Source organism: Pseudomonas sp. RT6P73, from assembly GCF_054897715.1.
In genome coordinates, this window is the sequence record NZ_JBUBUV010000002.1 from 4,174,357 (window position 1) to 4,199,619 (window position 25,263).

The 25,263-nt window shown below is 58.9% G+C and carries 23 protein-coding genes and 1 pseudogene; 7 read left to right on the forward strand and 17 right to left on the reverse strand.

Going from position 1 to position 25,263, the window contains the following annotated elements:
* Positions 1-27: 27 nt before the first annotated feature.
* The 8 genes from ACYZT6_RS19535 to ACYZT6_RS19570 form a co-directional block, all read right to left on the reverse strand.
* Positions 28-1,338 carry an HlyD family type I secretion periplasmic adaptor subunit gene (locus tag ACYZT6_RS19535; protein ID WP_462028275.1) on the reverse strand — a complete coding sequence of 437 codons (1,311 nt, stop codon included), beginning with the start codon at positions 1,336-1,338 and terminating at the stop codon, positions 28-30.
* On the reverse strand, positions 1,338-3,077 hold the full coding sequence (locus tag ACYZT6_RS19540) for a type I secretion system permease/ATPase (protein ID WP_462029983.1): 1,740 nt from the start codon (positions 3,075-3,077) through the stop codon (positions 1,338-1,340). Before ACYZT6_RS19540 ends, ACYZT6_RS19535 begins: the two co-directional genes overlap by 1 nt.
* A gap of 233 nt (positions 3,078-3,310) precedes the next feature.
* Entirely contained in the window at positions 3,311-4,627 is a 1,317-nt protein-coding gene (flgE, locus tag ACYZT6_RS19545) for a flagellar hook protein FlgE (protein WP_462028276.1), read from the reverse strand.
* 31 nt (positions 4,628-4,658) lie between these two features.
* Entirely contained in the window at positions 4,659-5,381 is a 723-nt protein-coding gene (gene flgD, locus ACYZT6_RS19550; RefSeq protein ID WP_461975953.1) for a flagellar hook assembly protein FlgD, read from the reverse strand.
* 15 nt (positions 5,382-5,396) lie between these two features.
* Positions 5,397-5,840, reverse strand: coding sequence for a flagellar basal body rod protein FlgC (flgC, locus tag ACYZT6_RS19555; RefSeq protein WP_010457154.1), 444 nt, complete (start codon positions 5,838-5,840; stop codon positions 5,397-5,399).
* 3 nt (positions 5,841-5,843) lie between these two features.
* Positions 5,844-6,251 (reverse strand): flagellar basal body rod protein FlgB, encoded by a 408-nt coding sequence (gene flgB, locus ACYZT6_RS19560; RefSeq protein ID WP_109633987.1) that lies wholly within the window; start codon positions 6,249-6,251, stop codon positions 5,844-5,846.
* A 369-nt stretch (positions 6,252-6,620) separates the two neighbouring features.
* A complete protein-coding gene (gene cheR, locus ACYZT6_RS19565) occupies positions 6,621-7,448 on the reverse strand; it encodes a protein-glutamate O-methyltransferase CheR (RefSeq protein ID WP_010457158.1) in 828 nt (275 codons plus the stop codon).
* Positions 7,449-7,494: 46 nt separating this feature from the next.
* Positions 7,495-8,427: a chemotaxis protein CheV gene (locus ACYZT6_RS19570; RefSeq protein WP_462028277.1), complete on the reverse strand. Its 933-nt coding sequence runs from the start codon at positions 8,425-8,427 to the stop codon at positions 7,495-7,497.
* A gap of 82 nt (positions 8,428-8,509) precedes the next feature.
* Here ACYZT6_RS19570 and flgA point away from each other — a divergent pair, with 82 nt between their 5' ends.
* The 4 genes from flgA to ACYZT6_RS19590 all read left to right on the forward strand — a co-directional run bounded on the left by flgA (position 8,510) and on the right by ACYZT6_RS19590 (position 11,114).
* Positions 8,510-9,271, forward strand: coding sequence for a flagellar basal body P-ring formation chaperone FlgA (gene flgA / locus ACYZT6_RS19575; protein ID WP_462028278.1), 762 nt, complete (start codon positions 8,510-8,512; stop codon positions 9,269-9,271).
* Between the two features lie 164 nt (positions 9,272-9,435).
* Positions 9,436-9,762: a flagellar biosynthesis anti-sigma factor FlgM gene (flgM, locus tag ACYZT6_RS19580; RefSeq protein WP_461975959.1), complete on the forward strand. Its 327-nt coding sequence runs from the start codon at positions 9,436-9,438 to the stop codon at positions 9,760-9,762.
* 48 nt (positions 9,763-9,810) lie between these two features.
* Complete coding sequence (locus tag ACYZT6_RS19585) at positions 9,811-10,278, forward strand: flagella synthesis protein FlgN (RefSeq protein ID WP_461975961.1); 468 nt, start codon at positions 9,811-9,813, stop codon at positions 10,276-10,278.
* A 92-nt stretch (positions 10,279-10,370) separates the two neighbouring features.
* Complete coding sequence (locus tag ACYZT6_RS19590) at positions 10,371-11,114, forward strand: flagellar brake protein (protein WP_462028279.1); 744 nt, start codon at positions 10,371-10,373, stop codon at positions 11,112-11,114.
* Positions 11,115-11,179: 65 nt separating this feature from the next.
* Here the strand turns inward: ACYZT6_RS19590 and ACYZT6_RS19595 are convergent, their stop codons facing one another.
* The 4 genes from ACYZT6_RS19595 to ACYZT6_RS19610 all read right to left on the reverse strand — a co-directional run bounded on the left by ACYZT6_RS19595 (position 11,180) and on the right by ACYZT6_RS19610 (position 16,596).
* Complete coding sequence (locus ACYZT6_RS19595) at positions 11,180-12,550, reverse strand: MFS transporter (RefSeq protein WP_462028280.1); 1,371 nt, start codon at positions 12,548-12,550, stop codon at positions 11,180-11,182.
* A 70-nt stretch (positions 12,551-12,620) separates the two neighbouring features.
* Positions 12,621-13,862: a glutamine synthetase family protein gene (locus ACYZT6_RS19600; protein WP_462029984.1), complete on the reverse strand. Its 1,242-nt coding sequence runs from the start codon at positions 13,860-13,862 to the stop codon at positions 12,621-12,623.
* 440 nt (positions 13,863-14,302) lie between these two features.
* Positions 14,303-14,995 (reverse strand): sensor histidine kinase, encoded by a 693-nt coding sequence (locus ACYZT6_RS19605; protein WP_462028281.1) that lies wholly within the window; start codon positions 14,993-14,995, stop codon positions 14,303-14,305.
* Positions 14,992-16,596, reverse strand: a complete 1,605-nt coding sequence (locus tag ACYZT6_RS19610) for a tetratricopeptide repeat-containing response regulator (RefSeq protein ID WP_094471121.1) — start codon at positions 16,594-16,596, stop codon at positions 14,992-14,994. The genes ACYZT6_RS19605 and ACYZT6_RS19610 overlap by 4 nt, the downstream gene beginning before the upstream one ends.
* A 201-nt stretch (positions 16,597-16,797) precedes the next feature.
* Between ACYZT6_RS19610 and ACYZT6_RS19615 the strand changes: the two are divergent.
* A pseudogene (locus tag ACYZT6_RS19615) lies at positions 16,798-19,803 on the forward strand (CheR family methyltransferase); the annotation flags it as partial.
* 4 nt (positions 19,804-19,807) lie between these two features.
* On the opposite strand, the gene ACYZT6_RS19620 reads toward ACYZT6_RS19615, so the two are convergent.
* Entirely contained in the window at positions 19,808-20,347 is a 540-nt protein-coding gene (locus ACYZT6_RS19620; protein WP_462028282.1) for a hypothetical protein, read from the reverse strand.
* 145 nt (positions 20,348-20,492) lie between these two features.
* Here ACYZT6_RS19620 and ACYZT6_RS19625 point away from each other — a divergent pair, with 145 nt between their 5' ends.
* Positions 20,493-20,738 (forward strand): KUP/HAK/KT family potassium transporter, encoded by a 246-nt coding sequence (locus ACYZT6_RS19625; protein WP_462029985.1) that lies wholly within the window; start codon positions 20,493-20,495, stop codon positions 20,736-20,738.
* Here ACYZT6_RS19625 and copD read toward each other — a convergent pair.
* The 4 genes from copD to ACYZT6_RS19645 are packed head-to-tail and all read right to left on the reverse strand — an operon-like array spanning position 20,706 to position 24,760.
* Positions 20,706-21,641, reverse strand: coding sequence for a copper homeostasis membrane protein CopD (gene copD / locus ACYZT6_RS19630; protein WP_462028283.1), 936 nt, complete (start codon positions 21,639-21,641; stop codon positions 20,706-20,708). The two genes, ACYZT6_RS19625 and copD, sit on opposite strands and share 33 nt — an antisense overlap.
* A gap of 3 nt (positions 21,642-21,644) precedes the next feature.
* Positions 21,645-22,028, reverse strand: coding sequence for a copper homeostasis periplasmic binding protein CopC (gene copC / locus ACYZT6_RS19635; protein ID WP_462028284.1), 384 nt, complete (start codon positions 22,026-22,028; stop codon positions 21,645-21,647).
* Positions 22,029-22,083: 55 nt separating this feature from the next.
* Positions 22,084-22,971, reverse strand: a complete 888-nt coding sequence (locus ACYZT6_RS19640; protein ID WP_462028285.1) for a copper resistance protein B — start codon at positions 22,969-22,971, stop codon at positions 22,084-22,086.
* 10 nt (positions 22,972-22,981) lie between these two features.
* On the reverse strand, positions 22,982-24,760 hold the full coding sequence (locus tag ACYZT6_RS19645; RefSeq protein WP_462028286.1) for a copper resistance system multicopper oxidase: 1,779 nt from the start codon (positions 24,758-24,760) through the stop codon (positions 22,982-22,984).
* Positions 24,761-24,979: 219 nt separating this feature from the next.
* Between ACYZT6_RS19645 and ACYZT6_RS19650 the strand changes: the two genes are divergently transcribed.
* Positions 24,980-25,255 carry a metal/formaldehyde-sensitive transcriptional repressor gene (locus ACYZT6_RS19650; protein WP_462028287.1) on the forward strand — a complete coding sequence of 92 codons (276 nt, stop codon included), beginning with the start codon at positions 24,980-24,982 and terminating at the stop codon, positions 25,253-25,255.
* Positions 25,256-25,263: the final 8 nt, after the last annotated feature.

Here is a 25,263-nt window from a genome sequence, read left to right on the forward strand (position 1 = left end):
TACGAAACGCCAGGTGCTGCGGGGGGTTTAGCCCTCTCTGAACGCACGCTGGGCGTGATCACTGATCGGCTTGAGCAGGTACGACAGCACTGTCCTGTCCCCGGTTTTGATAAGCGACTCAACGGGCATGCCCGGTACAAGCGTCAGCCCGGACAACCGGCCAACCTCTTCTTTTGAAATGCGAATACCGGCACGATAAAAACCCGCGCCGGTACGTTCATCCAGAATCAAATCCGCCGACAACCGCACCACCGAACCCTTGAGCTCCGGCGTGGTGCTGCGATTAAAAGCGCTCAGGCGCAAGATGGCTTCCTGGCCTAGAGACACCTGGTCGATATCCTGGGAACTGATCTTTGCCTCGACCAACAACTCGTCATCCGCCGGCACGATCTGCATCAAGCCTTCCGCAGGGGAAATCACCCCGCCCACGGTGTGCACCGTCAATTGCTGCACCCGGCCAGCTATCGGCGAGGTGATGTCGATGCGTTTGAGCTGGTCCTTGGCGCTGATTTCGCGTTCGACCAATTCACCCTGGCGCGCCAGCAAGTCGCGTAGTTCCTCGGAAACTTCGCTGCGAAAGGTCTGGTCGACCTGCAACCGTTGCAGGTCGGTTTCAGCGATTTTTCCCCGGGCTTCGGCAATGGCGGCCATGAGCTGCCCGCGCTCGCCACGCAACCGGGTAATACCGCGAGCCAGGGCATTGACCCGATCCAGGGTCATCATGCCTTTGTCGAACAGCTTCTTGACGGCCTGATACTCCTTGTCGATCAGCTCGATTTCGTCGGTCTTGGATTGTTGCTGCAGGTCGTGGCCGACGATGGTGTCGTTGAGTTGCCGGATCCGTTCGCGCAGCTGTTTTTTCTGCCCTTCGCGGGACGCACGACGGTCCAGGAACATTTGCTGCTCGCTGGCCATGACCGCCCGTGCTTCGTCGGCACTCATGCGCATCAGCAATTCTTTGGGCACTGTGACTTGCGCGGCATTGTCGCGCTCGGCTTCCAGGCGAGCCTGACGGGCCCAGGCCTGATTCAAAGACTTGCTGACAATCGCCTGACTGGCCGCCGGCAATGTGGCATCGAGGCGCAGCAGCACATCTCCCGCCGCGACCTGCTGCCCTTCCTTGACCAGCAACTCGGCCACGACGCCGCCGGTTGGGTGCTGAATCTTTTTGACGCTGCCTTCTACCGCGAGGGAGCCCGAAGCAATCACCGCACTGGACAGGTCGGTGCAGATTGCCCAGGCCAGGCCACCGCCCAGCAGCACAACCAGCGAAATCATGCCCAGCCGCAGATGACGGGACAACGAATGGTTCAGGGTGCTTTCTTGATCGTTTTGCATCAGTTGGACGCTCCCAGCTCAACGACATTGGTGGCAGGCCGCGATGGCGTGGGCGCAGGTCTTCTGAGCACGGCGTCTCTGGGTCCGAAGGCAACTTGAGCGCCGTTTTCCAGAATCAGTACCTGATCGATGACCGACAGAATGTTGGTGCGATGGGCAATCACCACGACCACGCCGCCTCGTGCCTTGATCGAAAGGATCGCCCTGGCCAGCGCTTGTTCGCCCTCGGCGTCGAGGTTGGAATTGGGTTCGTCCAGCACCACCAGGAACGGCTCGCCGAACAACGCGCGGGCCAGTGCAACACGCTGGCGCTGGCCGGCCGACAGGTTGACGCCGCCCTCGCCGACCTGGGTTTCATAACCCTGTGGCAATTGCAGAATCAGCTCGTGTACACCCGCCTGCTGGGCGGCGGCGACTATCGCGTTGTCAGCCGCTGAAGGATCCAACCGTGCGATGTTCTGAGCCACGGTGCCGGTGAACAGGCCGACGCTTTGTGGCAGGTAACCGATCAGTTTGCCGCGTGCCTGATCCGTCAACAGATCCAGCGGCGCACCGTCGAGTCGCACATGCCCGCGAGCCGGTCGCCAGGCATTGACCAGCACGCGCGCCAATGAAGACTTGCCCGATGCACTCGGCCCCACCACGCCGATAGCGGTGCCCGCCGCCACGCTGAAATTGACGTTTTGCAGTGTCAGGCGCTGGCTGCCGGGAGGTGCAGCGAAAATCCCTTCGACGTGCAGGCTGCGATGAGCCGCCGGCAATTCAGTCTTGTTCTGTTGATCGGGAAACAGGTTGAAGACTTCCAGCAGTTTTTTCCAGGCGATGTGCGCGCCCAACAGGCTGCGCCAGGTGGCGATGACTTGCTCAGCGGGGGCCAGCGTGCGGGCGACGATGATTGAAGCGGCGACCATCGTGCCGCCACTCAGATCCCCTTTGATCACCAGATAGGCACCGAGGGCCAATGAACCGGATTGCACGGCCAGCCGCAGGTTCTTGGAGATCCCGCCAAAGAAGCTGCCGATGTCCACGGAGCGCCGTTGCAGCGTGGTGTAAGTGCTGTGATGGTTTTGCCAGATGGCCGAGGCATTGCCGACCATGCCCATGGCCGCCAGCGCTTCGGCGTTCTGGTGGGCTTGCTGGCCGTGATGATTGCGCTTGTTCAAGGCATCGGCCGAGGCCTGCATCAGTTGACGGGTTTGGCGGTCGGTCATGACCGTCAACGCGATGAGGATGATCATCAGCACAGTGGTCAACCAGCCAAACGCCGGATGGATATAGAAGCAGACGGCCAGGTAGACCGGCATCCACGGCAGGTCGAAAAACGCCACCAGCCCGGGGCCGCCGATAAAGCCACGGATCTGATCAAGCTCCTGCGCCGGTTTCAAGGCGTCGCCGGTGATCGGGGTTTTCAATGAGGCGCCGGAAATGACGTTGAACACTTTTGACGACAGCGTCAGGTCCAGGGACGAAGCGATGCGCACCATGACCCGGGAACGCACAATGTCCAGCAGACCGGACAGCGCATACACGCCGAGTACCAGCAAACCCAGCGCGACCAGGGTCGGAATGCTTTGGCTGGGAATGACCCGGTCATAGACCTCGAGCATGAACACCGGGCCGATCAGCGCCAGAATATTGATCACGCCGGAAAACAACGCAGCGCCGATCAATCCGCGTCGCAATACCGATTTCAGTTGCAGCGCCATGACAGGCGCACTGACGGCTTTATGGCTCATCACTGGTGTTCCATCCTTCGAGTGTTGCAGGGCTTCCATGTCGCCGAACTGGCGTGCTGGCTGTATCAAACAAGTCGCATGAAACTTTGACGCGTATCGACCTGCGCCAAACGAGAGTGCAAATTGCGCACCAACCCGCCCGACGAACGGTACTCACTGGAGCGAAATCTTTTTCACGGGCATAAAAAAACCGGCGCCGTGTGGCGCCGGTTTTTCAGTAGAGCCCGCGAATCACATCAGGTCATCTGAATGATGGTCTGCATGATGGTGCTCTGGGTGGAGATGGTCTTGGCGTTTGCCTGGTAGTTGCTCTGCGCCTTGATCAACTCAACCAGTTCGTTGGTCAGGTTGACGTTGGACTCTTCCAGGGAGTTGGACACCACCGAACCCAGCGTACCGGTTTTCGGTGCATCGACACCGGCCACGCCGGAGGCGAAGGTTTCTTTCCAGCGGGTACCACCGATTGGCTGCAAGCCTTGCTCGTTGGCGAAGCTGGCGACCGCAACCTGACCGATGGCCTTGGTTTGCTGGTTGCTGAAGTTGGCGGTCATGACACCGGTTTCGTCGATGGTCAGGCTGGAGATCTGGCCAGTGGCGTAGCCGTCCTGGTACTGCGCAGTCCGCGCGGTAGGCGAAGCGTACGAGGTGGTTTTGGTCATGTCGAACGCAATACCGCCCGCGGCTGCGTCCGAGCCGTTCAGGGCCCATGTCGGCGGGTTGGCGTTTGGATTAACCAACACGCCTGGCTTCCAGCCTGTCATGGTCAGGGTGTTGCCGACTTTAGTCCAGCCTGCACCGGCCGTCAGCGTCTTGATGCTGCCATCAGGGTTGAAGGTGATGTCGGCGGTGATCGGCACTTGAGGGGTGGCGGTCGGGTCGGTTGGGCTACGGCCGTCCATGTAGGTGTAAACAGTCCAGGAGTTGGACGCCACATTTTTTACGTAGTACTGGTCCATCCTGTGCTCGTTACCTTGGGTGTCGTACACAGGGGTGGAAATGGTTTTGTTGTAGCTATTGAGGTCTTTGACGTTGAACGGCGTCACTGTCGGCAGTGGGTCCGACGAGTTCAGGTTCATCGTCTGATCGATACGGGTCGTGGCATGTGGCGCCAGGCTCGAGGTGTCGATTTTCAGGTCAGTCAGCACACCGTTGATGATCTTGCCGTTGGCATCGACGCCATAACCCTGCAAGCGGTTGCCGTTGTTGTCGACGACGTAGTTTTCAGCGTTAGTCTTGAACGCACCGGCACGGGTGTAGCTCAGGGAACCGTTGTCGCTGAGAATGAAGAAACCGTTGCCCTGGATACCCATGTCCAGCACGTTGCCGGTGTTGTTAACGTCGCCCTGGCCGAACTGCTGGGAAACGTTGGCCAGGCGCACGCCGTTGCCGATGGTCTTGCTGCCGGTACCCAGGCGAGTGGCCGAGTACACGTCTTCGAATTCTGCACGGGACGATTTGAAACCGGTGGTCGCGACGTTGGCGATGTTGTTGCCGGTCACGTCCAGTTGTTTGTTGGCTGCATAGAGACCGCTAAGGCCGATATTGAAAGACATATTCCACTCCTTTGTGCCGTGTTAGTCGGCTCTATATACCAATGGTTTGTACTTTGGACAGGGCAACGCTGCCCAGGCCTGCCAGGTTCAGCATCAACTCACCGCCGGTCTGGCTGATGGTCACGCTGTTGACGGTGGCCGGCAGGTAAGTAACCAGCGAGGTCGCCTTGCTGTCGTAGGTCGCGGTGGCGGCGAATTTGTACGTGCCTGCCTTGGCCACTTCGCCCGCATCGTTCTTGCCGTCCCAGATGAAACTGGCGCTGCCGGCTTTCTGGCTGCCCAGATTGAGGGTGCGCACAACTTTGCCATCGGCGTCGGTGATCTTGACCATGACCGGATCCACCGATGCCGGTACCACGGCCGTGCCGTTGAAACTCTTGGAGGTATCGACAACCGCCGTGTCGGTCTGCGCGACCACCGAGCGGCCCACCAGCGAAGACGCTTGCAGCGCTTGCGAGGAGTTGTAGTTGCCGGCAATGCCGCTGACCGTCGTGTTCAGCGTGGTGATGCCTTCCAGGCTACTGAACTGTGCCAGTTGAGCCACGAATTCACCGTTGTCCTGCGGCTCAAGCGGGTTCTGGTTTTTCAGCTGGGTGACCAGCAATTGCAGGAACGCATCCTTGCCCAACGCCTTCTTGCCAGTGGCGCTGTTAGTCGCTGCCGTCAGGCCGTCAGCGCTGGTGTTTTTTTTGACCGAAGAATTGGCCAAGACGTCCTTGATGCTCACGCCGCTGGTGGTATCGGTAACACTCATCTGAGTCGCCCCTTATCACTGACCGAGGGTCAGGACCTTCTGCATCATGGTTTTGGCGGTGTTCATCATTTCGGCGTTGGTCTGGAATGAACGACTGGCGGAAATCATGTCGGCCATTTCTTCGACGACGTTGACGTTCGGGTAGTAGACGTAGCCCTTGGCATCGGCGGCCGGATGGTTCGGCTCGTAACGCGCGTCAAGGTTGCTCTGGTCTTCGACCACGCCCAGCACTTGCACGCCTTGACCGGCGGCGTCCTGGTTCTGGAACAGCGAATCGCTGCCGCCGCTCTGACCGCCCTGGAACATGGTGGCGAACACCGGGTGACGGGCGCGATAGGTCTGGTCGATGCTCGACGAGACGGTTTCGGCGTTGGCGATGTTCGAGGCCACGGTGTTCAAGCGCGTGGTCTGGGCACTCATGCCGCTACCGGCAATGTTGAAAACACTGGATAGAGACATGAATTACTCTCCGCGCAGGGCTGAGACCAGCCCTTTGAATTTGCTGTTGAGCAGGGTGAAGCTGGCCTGGAAGCCGACGGCGTTTTCCGCGTAGTTCGACTGTTCCAGTTGGGCGTCCACGGTGTTCTGGTCGATCGACGGCTGCATCGGCGTGCGATACATCAGCGACTCGTCGCCATTGCCCAGGCCTTCGGCTTCGATATGACGGTTGTTGGTCATGTTCAAGGCAAAAGTGCCGCCCTTGGATTTCTCGTTCTGTGCGGCAAGCACTTTGGAGAATTCCAGGTCCCGAGCCTTGTAGTTCGGGGTGTCGGCGTTGGCGATGTTGTTGGCCAGGACTTCGGCACGCTGCGCGCGGAAGCCCAGGGCTTGTTCGTGGATACCGAGCGCTTTATCGAAGCTGATGCTCATGTCGGGAAACCTTCGGGTGACCTGATTTTTCGTAACTGAGACATAGCAAGCGGCGTGCCAATTCAAAAAAGCCCGTAAACCGGGGCTTTGCCGGCTGCGGCAAGGCGGCAATGCCAGAAAAGCGGCAACCGATTTCCGCCGCCTGCCGCTTTTCTGCCGCTTATCACCAATCGTCAGAACAACAACTGCCCCTGTGGGAGCGGGCTTGCCCGCGATGGCGGTGTCACAGGTTGCCTTGATGTCGACTGATACGACGCTATCGCGGGCAAGCCCGCTCCCACAGGGGGTGTGGTGATTTTTAGAGATAATTACAGGCACAAAAAAAACGGGAGCCGATGAGGGCTCCCGTTTTTTGATGACGCCAACGGATCACTTCGCCTGGTAAATGATCCCCGGACTGCACTGGACCATCTGGTAATGATCCGGCAAACCGTTCAGCGCTTCGGAGGCGCCGAGGAACAGATAACCGCCCGGCTTCAGCGTGCTGTGAATGCGCAACAGGATGTCTTTCTTCACCTCGGCGGAGAAGTAGATCAGCACGTTGCGGCAGAACACGATGTCGAACTTGCCCAGGGCCGCGTAGCTGTCCAGCAGGTTGAATGAGCGAAACTCCACGCGGCTCTTGATCGGCGCCTTGATGGCCCAGCGTCCCGGCCCTTTCGGGTCGAAGTAACGCTGAAGGCGCTCGGGCGACAGACCACGGCCGATGGCCAGGCTGTCGTACTCGCCGGTCTTGCAGTTGGTCAGCATGGTGCCGGACAAGTCGGTGGCCACAATCTGCGCCCCCATCTTCAGCTGGCCCATGTTGACGCGCTCGAACTCATCGATGGACATCGACAACGAATACGGTTCCTGACCCGACGAGCACGCCGCCGACCAGATCCGCAAGCGCTGGCCCGGGGCCGCCTTGATTGCTTCGGGCAGCACCTTGTTCTTCAAGACTTCAAACGGATAGGTGTCACGAAACCACAGAGTTTCGTTGGTGGTCATGGCATCCACCACCATCTCGCGCAAACCGCTGCGCGGCTGGGTCTGGATGCGCTGAACCAGCTCCCCCAGAGACTTGATGCCTTGCTGCTCCATCAGTTTGTTGAGACGGCTCGAGACCAGATACTGCTTGTTTTCACCGAGCAAAATGCCACAGGCTTTTTCCAGGAATACCCGGAACTGTTCGAAATCCAAATTACCCGTAGACAAAGATGCCGCCTCTTAAATCGTGTTAACCACCAGGGGCAGAAGGCCCCTAGCTGATATCTGCTGCTTTGATCCGGTCGACTACCCGGGATGCCAGGTCATCAGGACGGAATTTGGCAAGGAAGTCATCCGCACCGACCTTCTTGACCATTGCCTGATTGAATACACCCGACAACGAAGTATGCAGGATGATATGAAGCTTTTGCATGCGCGGGTCGTTGCGGATCTCGGCCGTCAGGGTGTACCCGTCCATTTCCGGCATCTCGATGTCGGAAATCATCATCAGGAACTCTTCTTCCGGCTTCTTGCCCTCATCGACCAGCTTGCGCAAGTAATCCAGCGCTTGCTTGCCATCGTTCAACGCCACCACTTCGACGCCGACCGTCTGCAGGCAACGACTCACCTGCTTGCGCGCCACCGACGAGTCATCGACCGTCAATACGCGCAAGGACAACGCCTTGTGCTGGGTTTCGACATCCACCACGCCGACCGAAATCGCTTCCGGTGTCGGCGCCACTTCCGCCAGCACTTTCTCGACGTCGATGATTTCGACTAACTGATTGTCGACCCGAGTCACAGCTGTCAGGTAATGATCGCGTCCCGTGCCCTTGGGTGGCGGATGAATCTCCTCCCAGTTCATGTTGACGATGCGCTCCACCGACCGCACCAGGAAACCCTGGGTCTTGGTGTTGTACTCCGTGATGATTACGAAGGGATTGCTCTGATCTTTAAGTGCGCCGGAGCCGGTCGCCATTGCCAGATCAAGAATCGGAATGGTCGCCCCCCGGATATTTGCCACACCGCACACGACAGGACTGGACTTGGGCATCACGGTCAGTTTGGGGCATTGCAGCACTTCCCGAACCTTGAACACGTTGATCCCATACAGCTGCTGGCCGTCGAGACGGAACAACAACAGCTCAAGGCGATTCTGCCCAACCAGTTGCGTGCGCTGGTTTACCGCATCCATTACACCAGCCATGCACAGACTCCTACACCAACGCTTAAGTGTGTTGCGACGCACATTTATTGCTAAACGGCACGGCGCTTGCTTTTTAACTCTTATGAACACAGAACCGACATTTTTCCGACGCCTGACATCAACCTTCTGCAAATTACTTTGCGCGATGTCGGCCGTCTGCCTGTTCAACGCTGGCAGCCCTGCCCTTGCTGACGCGGTTACCTTGCCTGACATGCTTATCGGCGTCACCCAAGGCTTTCTTGAATTCACCGTAGAAGACTATTTGGCCACCAGTCAAACGGAAGGCCGCTACGAAATCGAGGTCAACCAGCTCGATCCACGACTGCGCATGCCCATGTGCGACAAGGAATTGACAGCCACCCTGGAGAGCCCGGCGACCCCGATCGGGCGGGTCACGGTCAAGGTCCGTTGCGACAGCACATCCCCCTGGACCGTCTTCGTGCCCGCTCAAGTCCGCCTGTTTCGAGACGTTGTCACGACCACGCGCCCGCTTAAACGCGCCGGGGTCATCGAACCCGGCGACGTCATGTTGCGCGAGCGGGATATCAGCCTGATCAACCAGGGTTATTTCACTTCCATGGATCAGGCCGTCGGGCAGAAACTTACCCGACCAACGGTCGCCAATCAGGTGCTGACGCTGGTCCATCTCGAACAGGCGGAAGTCATCAGCAAGGGCGATCAGGTGGTGATTACCGCCCGCAGTGGTACGCTCAGTGTGCGTATGCCGGGCGAAGCCCTGTCCAACGGCGGCCTGCGTGAACAGATTCGTGTGAAAAACCTTAACTCCCAGCGGGTCATCAAGGCGCAAGTCACTGCGCCCGGCCAGGTGGAAGTGGCCATGTAGAACGATCTGTGGGTGAAAGATGGCGCGCCGCCCGGCTGTTCCCTAAACTGTGCCGCAGGCAGGACTAGCGCTGGCGCATGCAAGCTCATTGATAAATGGGCCTAAAGTTTTCGCAGGGAGAGCCGAAAACATGGCAAGCGTCCAAATACCCAGAGGTTTTTATCATGGTCATCGATTTCAGCCGTTTGAACAGCTCCTCGTCACTTACCGGTAGTACGCGTACCAGCACCGCGAAGGAAACTGCCGAAACCGGCAAATCCGCGACGCTGAATACCCCGGCCGAACAGGCCAGTACCGCTAAAAGCGGGGAATCGGTACACCTCAGCAATGAGGCTCAACAGTTGCAGAAGGTCACTGACAAGCTGCGCGATCAGCCTGCCGTCGACAACGCCCGCGTGGCCGAGTTGAAAGCAGCGATTGCCGATGGCAGCTATAAAGTCGACAGCAACCGTGTAGCCAGCAAACTGCTCAACTTCGAAGCCCAGCGCTAGGCCACGGCCTGCGCCAGGCTTTTGGACGCTTAAACCCCAAGGCCAGCCATGCACGACACTAATTTACTGCAACTGATCACCGACGACTTTGCTCCAGCGCAATACTTGCTGGAGTTACTGCAAACCGAATCCATCGCGTTGCACGGTCGCGACATGCCGCTGCTCGAAGATATTCTGGCGCAGAAACAGGCAATGATCATTCTGCTGGAACAGCATGGCCGCAAGCGCAGTGAAATCCTCGCCAGCCTGAACCTGCCGACCAATCGCAACGGCCTGGAGCAACTTGCCAGCCAGTCCAGCATTGGCGATCAATTGCTGGAACAGAGCGACAAACTGACCGATCTCCTGGCTCAATGCCAGGCGGCCAACGTCAATAATGGCCAGTCGATCCTGGTCCAGCAGGCCGCCACGGCCAATCAGCTGAAAATCCTCACCGGCGGCGAACCACCAGCGCTTTACGATGCCCGCGGATCAACCTCCATGCTAGCGAAGCCGCGCCCGCTTAGTCAGGCTTGAGCCTGTTAATGAGCACGCTCTATCAAGACGCGTCACATGCTGGCAGTATGCTAGCAAGTCGCAGTCAAATTTTGTCTGGAGAATGATGAACCGTGTTCAATGCCTTAAACGCGGAAGATGCTCCGCAGCCACCCAAGGTGCTATCCACGCCGATGGAGATCGCCGGTAACCTGCGGCAGCTGCAAGAGAGCCATGACCCGCTGATCATCACGTTCCACGAACGCAGCCAGCGCTTCCAGAGCTATCTGGTGGATGTCGATCGTGACGGCAACAGCATTGCCCTGGACGAAATGGTGCCTCGCGACGGCGAACGCTATCTGCTGGCCGGTGAGCCATTTCGCGTTGAAGGCTTCCACGACGGCGTGCGCATTGCGTGGGAAAGCAACGGTCCGCTGACCATCGATGAATCCGGTGATCGCTGCTACCGTGGCACCCTCCCCGATGAAGTGGTCTACCACCAGCGCCGCAATGCCTTCCGGGCTGCGTTGAAGCTGGCGCAACTGGTCGATGTCGAGCTGGGCGGTGAAAAGCTCAAGTTCCCGATCAGAGGCAAGCTGCTGGACATCTCGGCCACTGGCTGCAAGCTGCGCTTTGAAGGTGACATTACCGCCAGGCTGCAGCTGGGCCAGGTCTACGACCGCTTTATCGCCAATCTGCCGTTCGGCAGCATGACAGCCCCGGTGGAACTGCGTTACCTGCACTTCGAAGAAAGAATCTCCACCACCTTCGCCGGCATCCGCTTCCACAACATGAGCGGACTGGTACAGCGTCAGGTCGAGCGATTCGTCTATCAGCTCCAGCGTGAAGCACGCCGCTTCGATAAAGACGACATCTGATACAACGCTTCAACAAAAAACGGGCAGTCCCTTGCGGTGACTGCCCGTTTTTTTATGCGCTGGCTTTAAGGCCTGGCTTCGGTAAAGCTTTGCTCGCGACCTGCATCCGGGTCTTCTGGCGGTGGATCGGTTTCGGGATCCGGCTCGGGTTCAGGCGCAGGTTCTGGGTTGATCGGGTTCTGCATCTGGTCCTGCACCACCTGTTCATCGACCCGCGGGTCAAGGCACGCCACCAGCGGTGAACTCGACATGCTGTCCGGCATGGCCACGTGATGCAGCGGCGCATCTTCGACCTGATGCAGGTTGGTAACCGCTTTCGGGCGGATGCGCCACACCAGCACCAACGCGAAGAAACTGAAGAAGGCATACAGCATGTGGCTGCCAAACAGCTTCATCAGCACACCGGCCACCAACGGCCCGATACTGGCGCCAACGCCGTAGGTCACCAGCAACATTGCGGTCAGGGACACGCGACGATCACCTTCGACGTGGTCATTGGAGAACGCCACTGCCAGCGGATACAGGCAGAACATCACCAGCGAACAGAAGAATCCGGCGACAAACAAAACCTCCAGCGGTACCTGCTGCATGATTGCCAGTGGCAACGCGGTCAGGGCCAGGACCACCGCAAAACAGCGGATCAACAGCGCCCGGTCATAACGGTCGGACAGCCAGCCCAGTGGCCACTGCACCAGCAGTCCGGCAAAAATGCAGCTACCCATGAACAGACCGACCTGCTCTGTGGACAACCCTTGCTGCGAGGCATACAGCGGCGCCAGACCGTAGAAGGAGCCAATGATCAGCCCCGCCCCCAGCACCGTGCTCAATGACTGCGGCACCCGTTTGATGAAGAACCGCGGCTCCATTGGCGCGGGATGCAGCGGTGCCGGGTGAATACGACGTGTGAGGGCCACCGGCACCAGGCACAGCGCGAAGCACAGGGCGACCAGCATCAGCAGTTCCAGGCCCAAGGCCGGGTGCATGACCAGAATCAGCTGACCGAGTACCAACCCCAGGTACGAGGCGATCATGTAGCCGCTGAACACCGTGCCGCGCTGCGACGCTTCGGCCTGCTCATTGAGCCAGCTTTCGATGACCATGTACTGGCACATCATGCCGAGACCGACGATCACCCGCAGGAATATCCAGGCCGGCAGCCAGTCGACCAGGCCGTGGCCGAGCACGGCCGCGCCGACGATCCCGGCGCAGGCTGAATAGGCGCGAATGTGCCCGACCCGGGCGATCAGTCGGTGACCGATCTTGCCGCCCAGTACCAGGCCGAAATAGTTGGCCGCCATCAACGCACCGACCCACAGGCTGTCGACGTTATCCGCCGCCAGGCGCAAGCCCAGGTACGTACTCAGCAAGCCTGAGCCGATCAACATCATCAGCGAGGCAAAATAAAGCGCTCGAAAAGGTTTCCAGATTTGGCGCATCGGCGTTCCGAGCGGCTCCTTGCGGTGAGAAACGGGCTATCCGAAAAGATAGCCCGAAGACGACAGGTCGTCAGGCCTGGGCGGCCAGGACACGGCGCTCCCAGGGAGTAATTTCATCAAAGAAGCTGGTCAACTCCATGGTCTTCGAAGCGACGTAGCCTTCGATGAACTCCTTGCCAAACAGTTCCTTCGCCAATTGGCTACGTTTCAGACGCTCAAGAGCGGCGTGCAAGGTACACGGCAACGAAAGATTATCCGGGACGTCGAACTCACCCTGGATCGCCTCGCTCGGCTCCAGTTGGTTTTCGATGCCATGCAAACCGGCGGCAAGGCTGGCGGCGATCGCCAGGTACGGATTTGCGTCGGCCCCCGGCAAGCGGTTCTCGACCCGACGAGCGGCCGGTGAACTGGCCGGAATGCGCAACCCGGCGGCCCGATTATCGTGGGACCAGCAGGCATTATTCGGCGAGGCAAACGGATGGCACAAGCGCTGATAGGAATTCACGTTCGGCGCAAACAGCGCGGTGAAATCCGCCATGCCGGCCTGCTGGCCACCAATGAAATGCCGGAAGGTCGCCGTCGGCTGCCCGGCCTCGTCGCTGAACACGTTACGCCCGCTGCCGATCTCGACGATGCTCTGGTGAATGTGCATCGAACTGCCCGGCGTGTGGGCCAGCGGCTTGGCCATGCAGACCACGGTCAGGCCGTGCTTGAGCGCGACCTCTTTAAGCAGATGCTTGAACAGGAACGTCTGGTCGGCCAGCAGCAATGGATCGCCGTGCAGCAAGTTGATCTCGAACTGGCTGACGCCCATCTCGTGCATGAAGGTGTCGCGTGGCAAGCCCAGGGCTGCCATGCAGGCGTAGACCTCAGTGAAGAACGGCCGCAAGCCGTTATTGGAACTGACACTGAACGCCGAATGCCCTTCCTCACGCCGACCGTCCAGGCCCAGCGGCGGCTGGAACGGTTGCGTCGGGTCGGGATTGGGCGCGAACACGAAGAATTCCAGCTCGGTCGCCACCACCGGCGCCAGGCCCAGGGCTGCGTAACGCGCGATGACCGCCTTGAGTTGACCACGGGTCGACAGCTTCGAGCTCTCGCCGGTTAGTTCATCGGCGTCGCAAATGGCTAATGCCCGCGGCTGATCGCTCCAGGGCAAGCGGTGGATGTGCCCCGGGTCAGGCACCAGCGCCAGGTCGCCATCATCGCTGCCGTAAAAACGTGCCGGCGGATATCCGCCCATGATGCATTGCAGCAGCACACCCCGCGCCATCTGCAAACGCCGTCCTTCGACAAACCCCTCGGCGGTCATTACCTTGCCACGAGGCACGCCGTTCAAATCCGGCGTTACACATTCAATCTCATCAATGCCCGTCAATCGCTGTGCGAGTGAACGCTGGCCATCGGTTGTCATGACGCAATCCTTTGTAATTGTGCGAGCCGCGAACGGCGACCCGTACAAAATAGGCTCCACCTGTTCGGAATATCAAGCAGCGCACACAAAGAAATCACGGCCCTGCGTAGGGTAATGCTGATCAATTAAGCAATTTCCGCGGCAACGCAATTTTTGTAGCAGCTGGCGAAGCCTGCGTCCGGCTGCGCAGCAGTCGTAAGATCAGTCGATGCGGTGTTTCAGGAAAACCGCACACTCAGGTTTTACGACTGCTGCGCAGCCGAACGCAGGCTTCGCCAGCTGCTACCTATCACGTTGCGGCTTAACTGACTGACATTACCCACGTATGGGTGTGTTTATCAGGGCAGATAGAGGCTGAACACACCGCCGCCTAACGGGCCGCCGTTGCTGATTTTAGTGCGCCCACCCACGCCATTGCGCTGGTGCAGCGCGGCGATCCGTCCGGCGAAGTACAGGCCCAGACCGGTGCTGCTACTGCTGTAGTTAATACCCTGCACGTAGTCCGCCTGAAGCTCGATCATCTGGGCTGGATAACCGTCGCCATCGTCGTTGATGGTCAGCACCAGTTGACCGTCCTCATCGCTGACGCTGATCAGCAGCGTCTCGCGGGCGTAACGAATGGCGTTGGTGATGGTGTTGGCCAGCACCGAGGCAACCAGCTCCCGGTCGAAGAAACCCAGGGGGCTCAACGGGTCGACTTCATAGGTCGCGACAATGCCGCGACTGGCGAACACTTCTTGATGACAGGCCAACTGCGCTTCGAGGAAGTCATCCAGATCATGGTAGGCCGGCTGCAACGGCATCTGATTGACGCCCAGTTTGTACAGCCCCAGCAACTGCACGAGCATGCCGTTGAGGTGAGCGAACTCGTACTCGATGACACCCTGCTCCGGGCTGTGCCGTTCGGGATCAGGCAAGCGCGCCAGCCAATGGCTGTGGGCCTGCATCAGCATGGCCAAGGAGTTCTTCATGTCATGCACGGTGGAGGCAATCACCGTGGAAAAATCCAGTGCAGAGTTGTCTTGGCTCATCCGCTGAACGCCTTGATTTTCAGTTTCTGGTAGCGCGGATAACGCGCGTCGGTGTCGGGCATCATGCCGACCAGTTTCAGGCAGGCCCGGCATTCATCCAGTTCGGCCGACGGCACGCTGGTGTCCGTGCCGTGCAGCAACGACTGCGCCATGTTCAGCGCGATACTGATGTTCTTCGGTTGCATGTGCAGGGCCTTGCGAAACACCGCCCGGGCTTCCGCCAGGTTGCCGGTCTTGTACACCTGCACGCCTTGACGGTTGAGTTCGGAGGCCGCGTTGCTCTGGCTGAGAATCGTCGGGTCATCGGTCAGCTTGGCGATGCCTTGCATCACCACCGGATCGTCACCGTAGATTTCCGCACAGTTTTTCAGCATCGACGCGCCGGCGCTCGCCTGGCCAAGCATTTGCAGCTGCTTGGCCACCAACAGCGCCGCTTCGGCGCTCATGAACTGCTCCATGCCATCGAGGCGCATCATCGCCTGCTCGGTGAGCTTCTCGGCGGTTTCGGCGTCGTTGAGCAACAGGCTGGTGGCTTTCATCAGTCGCGCACGGATCTGCAGGCCGGGATCGCTAGGATTCTCCTTGGCCACCAGACTGAGGGTCGTGTTGATTTCCAGTCGGGTGCGGGTATCCAGACCTTTCTCGCTGCCTTTGCTGATCAAGGCGTGGGCCAGACCCAGGTTGCTTTCGGCATCCTTGAAGCGCGATTGAGCGCCTTGGGACACGGCTTGGCGATAAGCCTTGGAGGCCGTGTCGAAATCTTCGTTGGCCATCGCCAGTTTGCCCAGCAGCGCTTGCCGGCGCACGGCCAGCGGCGACAGGCGAATCGCCTCTTCCAAAACTTTCTGCGCGCCCTTGTTATCCCCTTCGACCACCAGCACGTCAGCCATGCCGTCATACAGCGCCGGCATCATCGGAAACACTTTCAGGGCTTTTTCGTAGATGCCTTTGGCCTGGCTGACCTGGCCGCGCTTGAACAGCAACTTGCCCAGCCCGGCAAACGCCCACGGCAAGGGGCGATCGGCAATGATGCTGTCGTAGAGGCGTTCCAGCGCTTCGTTCTGATTCAGGTCGCGCAAGGCGTCCGCGCGATAACGCAGGCACAGCGGCGAATAACGGATGTCCTTCTTGCACAGCTCGATGCAGGCATTGAGCACTTCGAGCGGCTTGCCACGATCGAGCGCTTGCAGGATCGGCTTGAGCAAATTCTTGCGTTGTTCCAGACGCTCCAGGCGCTGGGCCAGGCCGGAACGGTTGAACGGTTTGGTCAAGTAAGCGTCAGGCTCGTGTTCCAGCGCGCTGAGCACCATGGCCTGGCTGGTTTCGGCGGTGACCATGACGAACACACTTTCATGGCTGATCAGCTTCTCGATCATCAAGTCTTCGAGGACTTGCTGACCGTTCTTCTTGCCGTCCCCGAGGTGGAAATCCTGCAGGATGAAATCGTAGGCCTTCTGCGAACACATGCGCAGCGCCTGCTCTCCGGTATCCGCGGTGTCGACATCCTTGACCCCCAGTTCACGCAGCATGGACCTGACGGAACTGCGGAAATCCGAGAAATCATCGACGATCAGAAAACTCTTTTGGTGATACGACAGCATCGAAGATTTCCAGGCAATTTGAGAAGAAGACCATGACCGTTCGGGTTATCGGCCAGGAGTGCCATTCCCTTGAGAAATCCCGCCTTTCAAGTGTCTCTAAATATTTGAAGGTGTTATTCAGAAACGGGATTATCCTGCTTCATTGGAGCGGTTATCTCCTCTTGAACTCAACTCCCCCCCGTCGCCGATAAGGTTGAAGTCATGACCACCACTCCTCCACCGTCGGCCATGGATCCTGAGCGAAAGGCCCAGAGCCCCAGCACCCTGGACTTCCCGGTGGTCGGCATTGGCGCGTCGGCGGGTGGACTGCAAGCCATCAAACTGTTTTTCGAAAACATGCCGCACGACAACGGCATGGCCTTCGTGATCATTCTTCACCTGTCGCCCGATCATCAGAGCCTCGCTGACAAAATCATCCAGGAATCGACCGGAATGCCGGTCCTGCAAGTCACCGAGACGGTGCGGATCGAGAAAAACCACGTCTACGTCATTTCACCGGCCAAGCGGCTGACGATGAGTGACGTGCTTGAGGTCAGGAGCAACGACCCACGCGAGGAGCGACACGCCTCGATCGATCTGTTCTTCCGCGACCTGGCCGAAGTCCACCGTGAACGCGCCTACTGCCTGGTGCTGTCGGGCAGCGGTTCCGATGGCGCGGTCGGCTTGTCGCGCATCAAGGAACACGGTGGCATTACCGTGGCCCAGGCGCCGGAAGATGCCGAGTTCGACGGCATGCCCCGCGCCGCCATCGAGACCGGCAATGTCGATCTGGTGTTGCCGGTAGTGGAAATGCCGCAAAAGCTGCTGGATCTGTGGCAAAACTCGCAGGGAATCAGCCTGCCCACCGCCAACGACCCGGAACTGCAAACCTTCGCTTCCGTGTCCGAGCGTGACGCAGCGCTCGCCGATCAGATGCTCCACGACATCCTGATCCAGCTGCGTACAGGCACCGGTCATGATTTCAAGCACTACAAACGCGCGACCGTGTTGCGGCGGATCGAGCGCCGGATGCAGGTCACGGCCCAGCCCGACCTGGGCGCCTATTTCCGCTACCTGCAAAACAACCCCGAAGAAACCAAAGCCCTGCTGGGCGACATGTTGATTGGCGTGACCAATTTCTTCCGCGACCGCGAGGCGTTCGAAGCCCTGGAACGGGACGTGCTGCCGCAACTGGTCAGTGCCGCCGTGTCAGCGCAGCCCGAGAAAGAAGAAATCCGCGTCTGGTCGGCCGGCTGTTCCACGGGCGAAGAAGCCTACAGCCTGGCGATGCTGCTCAACGATCAGTTGCAACTGGACACCAGCAAAGCCTCGTTGCAACTGTTCGCCACCGACATCGACGAACGCGCCATCAGCATCGGCCGAGCCGGTCTGTACCCGCAAGCGATCGTGACCGATGTGCCGCCGACGCGCCTGCGGCATTACTTCGTCAAGGAGGACGACCATTACCGGATTCGCAAGGAGATCCGCGAAAAGGTCCTGTTTGCCAAACACAGCCTGTTATCCGACCCGCCCTTCTCGCAGATTGATCTGATCGTTTGCCGCAACCTGCTGATCTACCTGGATCGCGAAGTGCAGCGTGAAATCCTGCAGATGTTCCACTTCGCGCTGCGCCCGGGCGGCTTCCTGTTCCTGGGGTCTTCCGAGAGCGCGGACGCTTGCCACGAGCTGTTCGTCCCGGTGGACAAGCGTAACCGGATCTTCCGCGCCAAGACCGGCACTGCCAACAGCCGACGCACCCCGACCATGCCGCGCGGTGGCTACGTGCGCACCAATGTTTCCTGCGAGGCACCGCAAAGCGCGGTGCAGCGCAAGCTATCCTTTGGTGACATCCATCAGCGCGCCCTCGAACGCGCCGCGCCACCGAGCATGATTGTCGATGCCAACGCCGACATCCTGCACATGAGCGAAAGCGCTGGGCGTTTCCTGCGGCATGTGGGTGGAGAGTTGTCGCGTAACCTGCTGACGCTGATCCTTCCCGAGTTGCGCCTGGAAATCCGCACCACACTGTTTCAGGTCCAGCAGAGCGGTTGGGTAGTGAAATCCCGCGCGGTGCCGATCACCCGTGACAGCCAACGTTACAAGGTCGACCTGATCGCCCAGCCTTATAAGGACGATGAGTCGGAAGGCGAGTTCGTCCTGGTGATTTTCGAAGAGGCCGAAGTCGATCCTTCCGAACAGGCCGCCACCACCCTGCTGCAAACCGAAAGCCAGGTGCTGTCCAACCTTGAACGCGAACTGCAACGCACCAAGTTGCACTTGCAGGACACCATAGAACAATCGGAAGTCTCCAGCGAAGAGCTCAAGGCTTCCAACGAAGAGATGCAGGCGATCAACGAAGAACTGCGCTCGGCCACCGAAGAGTTGGAAACCAACAAGGAAGAACTGCAATCGATCAACGAAGAGTTGTTGACGGTCAACTACGAGCTGAAAACCAACGTTGAAGAAACCGACAAGATCAACGACTACCTGACCAACCTGATTGCCTCGACCGACATTGCCACGGTGTTCGTCGACCGCAGCATGCGGATCAAATGGTTCACCCCGCGTGCCACGGACATCTTCAGCATGTTGCCAGTGGATACCGGCCGCTCGTTGCTCGACATCACCCATCGCTTGCACTACGAAGACCTGGTGGGCGACGCAGCATTGGTGTTCGAGTCATTGAACATGATCGAGCGTGAGGTCAGCAGCACCGACAACCGCTGGTACATCGCCCGCCTGCAGCCCTACCGCTCCAGCGAAGATCATATCGACGGCACCGTGCTGACCTTCATCGACATCACCAAACGCCGGGCAGCCGAAGAAGAACTGCGCCTGGGCGAAGAGCGCATGCGCCTGGTGGCTGAAAGCACCCGCGATTACGCGATCATCACCCTCGACGAACAAGGGGTGATCACCAGTTGGAACAAGGGCGCCGAGCTGATTTTCGGCTACAGCAAAAGCGAGGCCGAAGGCGCTTACTACGACTTCATCTTCTCCGTCGAAGACCGCGCCAGCGGCGTGCCTGAAAACGAACTGCTGACGGTTCGCACCCACGGTCGCAGCGAAGACGAACGCTGGCACCTGCGCAAGGATGGCAGCCGGTTCTATTGCAGCGGCGAGGTGACCCTGCTCAGCGGCGACAACCTGCAAGGCTACGTGAAGATCGCCCGGGACCTGACCGGGCACAAACGTCAGCATGAAGAACATAGCCAGGAGCTGGCCGAATGAGTCAGCGCAAATAGGCGCGTTGCACACAGACGCGCCGATCAATCGCCTGCCGCAGTCGCTCCTTGTGGTCCGCCCAGACGGTGGGATCGACTTTGGTGGCGCGCATCAGCTCAAGCATCGCCGACTTGGCAGCCAGGTATTCCGACCAGGCGTCTTCGGATCGAATTTTCAATCGCTCCCGATCCGTCATTTCCATCCGCCGCAGCGCCAGCGTCGGCTCATCGGTGATCACCGTCGCCAACGTAAACTGCACCCGATGCGGCGCGACAAACGCCTGAGTGTCCGCCACCAGTTCTCTTGCCCGTTGAGCGCCCCACTGCAACGCTACGCAGTAATATTCGCCCACTGTCCTTTCGTGAAACTCCTCGCAAATCGCCCAGCCACTGTCAGCGTAAATACCAATGAATACCTGGGTCATGCCCTCATGACTGATCCGCGCCTGCACTTCGACCTGCACACCGTCGCTGAGCACTTCCTCATGGACGTGGAGAGGTAGCCGAGTGTTGGTCCATAACCAGAAATGTGCACCTCTGCGTCGCATCGCTTCGCTCCCTGAGTGGTACGAGGAGTAAGGCACAGCAATGCCGGACTTGCCATGTAGGTCGTCGGGTTGACCGGGCAAAAAAAGCCCCGCTGGAGGATTTCTCCGGCGGGGCTTTTTCGACAGCACGATGCTGAAAAATCAGATGGTGTCCCAGGGCAAGTTCGAACTGCCAACCTCCGAAGACAGTCCTCGGGGGACTGCGGAACGCCAGTTTGAGGTTGACGCTTTTGGCGAAGGCTTTTTCCGAAGCTGTCTGCATTTTGGTTTCATGGAGGAGCCCGACGTACCCATGGCCAAGCAGGAGGTCAAGCTCCTGCTCGCTCGCAATAACGATGATGGACGAATTTTGGCAACGCTATTTGGATGTTATCTCTATATCGGGCATTAGCGTTCCCAACCAAGCCACTAGCCCCACAATCAAAACCGCTGTCGATAACTCGACCAACACGCTGCGCCTTAACGCATTAGCCGCCACTCGATATTCCCCCTCCCGCAACGACCGCTCCAAAAGCGGGCCAAGGTGAAATCGGTTCAGTGCGGCCAGCACCAGCATCCCGGCAAACAACACCACTTTGATGATCAGCAAAGTCCCGTAGGTGCTTAGAAGCACGGCATCGAGTTTTGGGCCCACGATGAACAGGTAGTTCACGATTCCTGTGACCGTGATGACGACTACGATCAAAGCGCCCACCGATTCGAATCGGTTGACGGCCCGGGCCAGCAAACTGATGCTCTCTTCGGTTTGCAGCGTGTCGAGCATTGTCATTCTGGCAAAAGCGACTAATGCACCAAGCCAGGCGCCTGCCGCCAGCAGGTGCAATATGTCCATCGCAAAATGCCAATAACGACGACTGCCTTCATCCATCGCCCCGTGACCGCTCCAGGCGAGACTGGCCAGGGCGATTCCGCCGGCAATAGCTGCGACAAACAAGCTAACGCCAGGCGCACGTTGGTTGAGTATCACCGCTAAACCGCCAACAACTAACGCGATGATTCGCACGATCCAGGCCAACCCTACGTCCGTCTCAAATACCATCATTTCAATATGCGGACGCAGCTCAGCGAAGTTCGACTCCCCACTCATAGCACTCGCCATCATTACCATGCTGGCGACAGACACCAGCACACCCAGCGCCGTCGTCCCCGCCAACATAGACCGAAACGGCAACACGGCACCCGACACTCGCTCTCGTCCCTTCAGGCTGTACAACCCGAAAAGCGCCACGCCAAAGAGCAGCATCAAATCCAGGTACAAGCCGAAGCGCAGGCCAATGCTGGCCCAATCGCTCATCAGTTACTTCACTTTGAACGAAACGTTGCCGGTGATCGGATGAGTGTCCGATGACACCGCGCGCCATTCGACTTTATAGCTACCCGCGGGCAATGGAGAGAGCGGCGTGATAACCATGGTTTTCGGGTCGCTGCCGCCAGAGACTTTGGCCTTCATGGGCATCGGGGAGTGGGCCATACCGGGCATTTCGGTCATGACCAGTTTCGCGCCAGAGAACTGGGTCATGAGGTTTTCGGAAAAGTGCAGTTCGATCTTGCCGGGGGCCGCGCCGACCGCGCCTTCCTCCGGGGTAGAGGAGAGCAATTTCGGGTGCGCTTGAGCGAATGTGCTCATAAGCAGCCCACCAGAAAGTGCGATGGCAACAGCGGCGGTTTTGATCAATTGCATACAAGGCCTCTCACCGCTTAAAGCGGTATTTTTTTGATTATTAAGTTGACGCGTTCTAGAACCACAGCCGAACACCAAGGACGAGACGTGCTTCACTGCGATCCTCGCCGTCGTCCTCGGCATAATCGGCTGTTTTGCCGTAGGTGCGGTTCCAGGTCACTCCGATGTACGGCGCAAACTCCCCGCGGATTTCATAACGCAGGCGCAGGCCCGCTTCAGTGTTAGACAGGCCAGAACCGATGCCTCGTTGCGGGTCGTTTTTGCTGTAAAAATTAAGTTCGCCGGTTGGCTGCAAAATGAGTCGGTTGGTCAGCAGGATGTCGTAATCGCCTTCAAGTCGCGCGGCGGTTTGGCCACCTTCACCGAAGAACGCCGTGGCTTCGGCTTCGAAGTTGTACAGCGCCATGCCTTGCACGCCGAACGCCGCCCAGGTTTGCGGGTCGCCGGGTTTGAAATCCTGCCGAACGCCGGTTACCACGTCCCACCACGGGGAGATGGCGTGGCCCCACAGTGCCTGGACTTCCGCATCTTCAGTCTTGCCGTTGGTACGTTCGCCTTCGGAGCGCAGCCACAGGCGGTCGATATCGCCACCGATCCAGCCTGAGATATCCCAGGCCAGGGTGCTGCCGTCGTCGGCGTCCTGCCATTCAAGTTTGTCAGCGAGGAAGTACGTATTGAGCGCGGAGTCGTGCACGTTATGCCCACCCGGGCTGACAAACACGGCGGCGCGATCGGCATCGGTCAATGCCGGAATCGGCGTGCGGCTTTCGGTAGGCGCGGCAGGCTGCATTTGGCCGTCGTCCATGCTTTGCATCTGGCTGTGGTCCATGCCCTGCATCTGGCTATGATCCATGTTCTGCATGTGGTCAGTGGCGGCCATTGCCGAAGAAAGTGTCAGGCTCGCGGTCACGAGCGCCAAAGAAATCGGAGTGATCCTGATCATGGGTAGCGCCTCATTCTTCCACGCGAACTTCACGGAACATGCCCATTTCCATGTGGTACAGGAGGTGGCAGTGATAGGCCCAGCGACCGAGCGCGTCGGCGGTCACCCGATAACTGCGTCGTGAGCCTGGCGGCATGTCGATGGTGTGTTTGCGCACCATGAACTGGCCGTTCTCGTCTTCGAGATCGCTCCACATGCCGTGCAGATGGATCGGATGGGTCATCATCGTGTCGTTGACCAGCACCACCCGAACCCGCTCGCCATACTTGAGGCGCACAGGTTCGGCGTCGGAGAACTTCACGCCGTTGAACGACCAGGCAAATTTTTCCATGTGACCGGTGAGGTGGAGTTCGATAGTACGGCTGGGCTCGCGGCCGTCCGGGTCTGCGAAGGTGCTGCGCAAGTCGGAATAGGTCAGGACGCGACGACCGTTGTCACGCAGGCCGAGGCCAGGGTCATCAAGCTTGGGTGAGGTGGTCATGGCTTGCATGTCCACCAGCGAATTGTTGCTTTCCGTCGCGGGGTGGGACTGCATTTCGCCCATTCCAGCCATACCGCTGTGATCCATGCCGGACATGCTGTCCATGCCTTGCATTGAGCTGTGGTCCATACCCGTCATCTGGCTGTGATCCATGCCCGCCATGTCGCCGCCCATACCGCCGTGATCCATACCGCCCATACCCATGTCATTCATGGTCACCAGCGGCCTCGGGTCCAGTGGTGGTATCGGTGCGGACACACCCGTCTTCACCGCCAGCGTGCCACGGGCATAGCCAGTGCGATCCATCGACTGGGCAAACAAGGTGTAGGCATCCTGGGTCGGCTCGACGATCACATCGAATGTCTCCGCCACCGCGATGCGAAACTCGTCGATGCTCACCGGTTTGACGTGCAGACCGTCCGCAGCGACTACCGTCATTTTCAGACCGGGGATGCGTACGTCGAAGTAGGTCATGGCGGAGCCGTTGATAAAGCGCAGGCGCAGTTTCTCGCCAGGCCGGAATACCCCCGTCCAGTTCATGTCAGGCGACTGGCCGTTCATCAAGTAGGTGTAAGTCGCGCCGCTGACGTCGGCCAGGTCCGTGGGATTCATCTTCATTTCAGCCCACATCTTTCGATCTGCGACCGTGGAGCCCCAACCTTTTTCACTGACGTCGTGGATGAAGTCGCCCACGGTGCGCTTGTTGTAGTTGTAGTAATCCGACTGTTTTTTCAACGTCTTCATCAGGCCGACCGCGTCTTCGTCGGTCCAGTCGGTCAGCATCACCACGTAATCTCGGTCGTACTGGAACGGCTCCGGCTCCTTGGCATCGATCACCAATGGACCGTAAACGCCGGACTGTTCCTGAAACCCCGAATGACTGTGATACCAGTAAGTGCCGTTCTGCCGAACCTTGAATTGATAGACATATATCCCGCCCGGTTCAATGCCATGAAAGCTCAGGCCCGGCACACCGTCCATGTTGGCCGGCAGCAGAATGCCGTGCCAGTGGATGGAAGTATCAGCGTTGAGTTTGTTCCTCACCCGCAACGTGACCGTGTCGCCTTCGCGCCAGCGCAGCAGGGGGCCGGGAATGCCGCCGTTGATGGTCATCGCGGTGCGCGGGTTGCCGGTGATGTTGACCGGGGTTTCACCGATGATCAGGTCGAAATCAGTACCGGCCAGGACATTCGCCTCGCCGGGACTGGTGATCGCCCAGACAGGTGTGCGCCATAGCCCGAGGCCGCCGAGAATCCCGGCGGCGGCGAGTCCCTTCACAAAGGTTCGTCTTGATGTTTCAGGTTGCATGGCGCTTTGTTCCCAGTCAGTCGGATGACAGAGCAAACAGGAGATACTGCCAAGTTCGATGAAGAGGGTAATGGGTGCAACCTTTCAGAAGGCTGAGCCAAAGATTACAGTTTTGTCAGCTACACCCGCAGCTCTGGCTGTGACCCACTCGAATGCTGGCTTGCGCATTCCTGGTTTCTGAGTGAGCATGCGCATCAATATAGGGTAGGGGGGTATGGTATGTCGCATGTTCATGGGCAAAAAGACGACTTGTTGAAACGTGTCCGACGTATCGCTGGACAAGTTCAGGCCATAGAGCGAGCGCTGGAGTCGGACGCGGACTGCGCCAAAACGCTGCATCTTGTCGCGGCCACACGCGGGGCAATGAACGGCCTGATGGATGAAATCATCGAAGCTCACGCGCACGCTCACGTCGCTAACCCGGAATTGAGCGATAAAGAGCGCGCTAAAGGTGTCGAAGAGTTGCTTGAAGCCATCCGTCGTTACTCGAAGTAGACCCTGTC

Excerpts from the sequence above, each read along its gene's own strand:
- flgA (WP_462028278.1), top strand. The coding sequence starts at position 8,510 with ATGAACACAGAACCGACATTTTTCCGACGCCTGACATCAACCTTCTGC.
- flgE (WP_462028276.1), bottom strand. The coding sequence starts at position 4,627 with ATGTCTTTCAATATCGGCCTTAGCGGTCTCTATGCAGCCAACAAACAA.
- ACYZT6_RS19535 (WP_462028275.1), bottom strand. The coding sequence starts at position 1,338 with ATGCAAAACGATCAAGAAAGCACCCTGAACCATTCGTTGTCCCGTCAT.
- ACYZT6_RS19625 (WP_462029985.1), top strand. The coding sequence starts at position 20,493 with ATGGTGTCCCAGGGCAAGTTCGAACTGCCAACCTCCGAAGACAGTCCT.
- ACYZT6_RS19645 (WP_462028286.1), bottom strand. The coding sequence starts at position 24,760 with ATGCAACCTGAAACATCAAGACGAACCTTTGTGAAGGGACTCGCCGCC.
- flgC (WP_010457154.1), bottom strand. The coding sequence starts at position 5,840 with ATGTCTCTATCCAGTGTTTTCAACATTGCCGGTAGCGGCATGAGTGCC.
- ACYZT6_RS19585 (WP_461975961.1), top strand. The coding sequence starts at position 9,811 with ATGCACGACACTAATTTACTGCAACTGATCACCGACGACTTTGCTCCA.
- ACYZT6_RS19640 (WP_462028285.1), bottom strand. The coding sequence starts at position 22,971 with ATGATCAGGATCACTCCGATTTCTTTGGCGCTCGTGACCGCGAGCCTG.
- ACYZT6_RS19610 (WP_094471121.1), bottom strand. The coding sequence starts at position 16,596 with ATGCTGTCGTATCACCAAAAGAGTTTTCTGATCGTCGATGATTTCTCG.
- ACYZT6_RS19600 (WP_462029984.1), bottom strand. The coding sequence starts at position 13,862 with ATGACCGCCGAGGGGTTTGTCGAAGGACGGCGTTTGCAGATGGCGCGG.
- ACYZT6_RS19570 (WP_462028277.1), bottom strand. The coding sequence starts at position 8,427 with ATGGCTGGTGTAATGGATGCGGTAAACCAGCGCACGCAACTGGTTGGG.
- ACYZT6_RS19595 (WP_462028280.1), bottom strand. The coding sequence starts at position 12,550 with ATGCGCCAAATCTGGAAACCTTTTCGAGCGCTTTATTTTGCCTCGCTG.
- flgB (WP_109633987.1), bottom strand. The coding sequence starts at position 6,251 with ATGAGCATCAGCTTCGATAAAGCGCTCGGTATCCACGAACAAGCCCTG.
- ACYZT6_RS19650 (WP_462028287.1), top strand. The coding sequence starts at position 24,980 with ATGTCGCATGTTCATGGGCAAAAAGACGACTTGTTGAAACGTGTCCGA.
- copD (WP_462028283.1), bottom strand. The coding sequence starts at position 21,641 with ATGAGCGATTGGGCCAGCATTGGCCTGCGCTTCGGCTTGTACCTGGAT.
- flgD (WP_461975953.1), bottom strand. The coding sequence starts at position 5,381 with ATGAGTGTTACCGATACCACCAGCGGCGTGAGCATCAAGGACGTCTTG.
- flgM (WP_461975959.1), top strand. The coding sequence starts at position 9,436 with ATGGTCATCGATTTCAGCCGTTTGAACAGCTCCTCGTCACTTACCGGT.
- copC (WP_462028284.1), bottom strand. The coding sequence starts at position 22,028 with ATGCAATTGATCAAAACCGCCGCTGTTGCCATCGCACTTTCTGGTGGG.
- ACYZT6_RS19620 (WP_462028282.1), bottom strand. The coding sequence starts at position 20,347 with ATGCGACGCAGAGGTGCACATTTCTGGTTATGGACCAACACTCGGCTA.
- ACYZT6_RS19605 (WP_462028281.1), bottom strand. The coding sequence starts at position 14,995 with ATGAGCCAAGACAACTCTGCACTGGATTTTTCCACGGTGATTGCCTCC.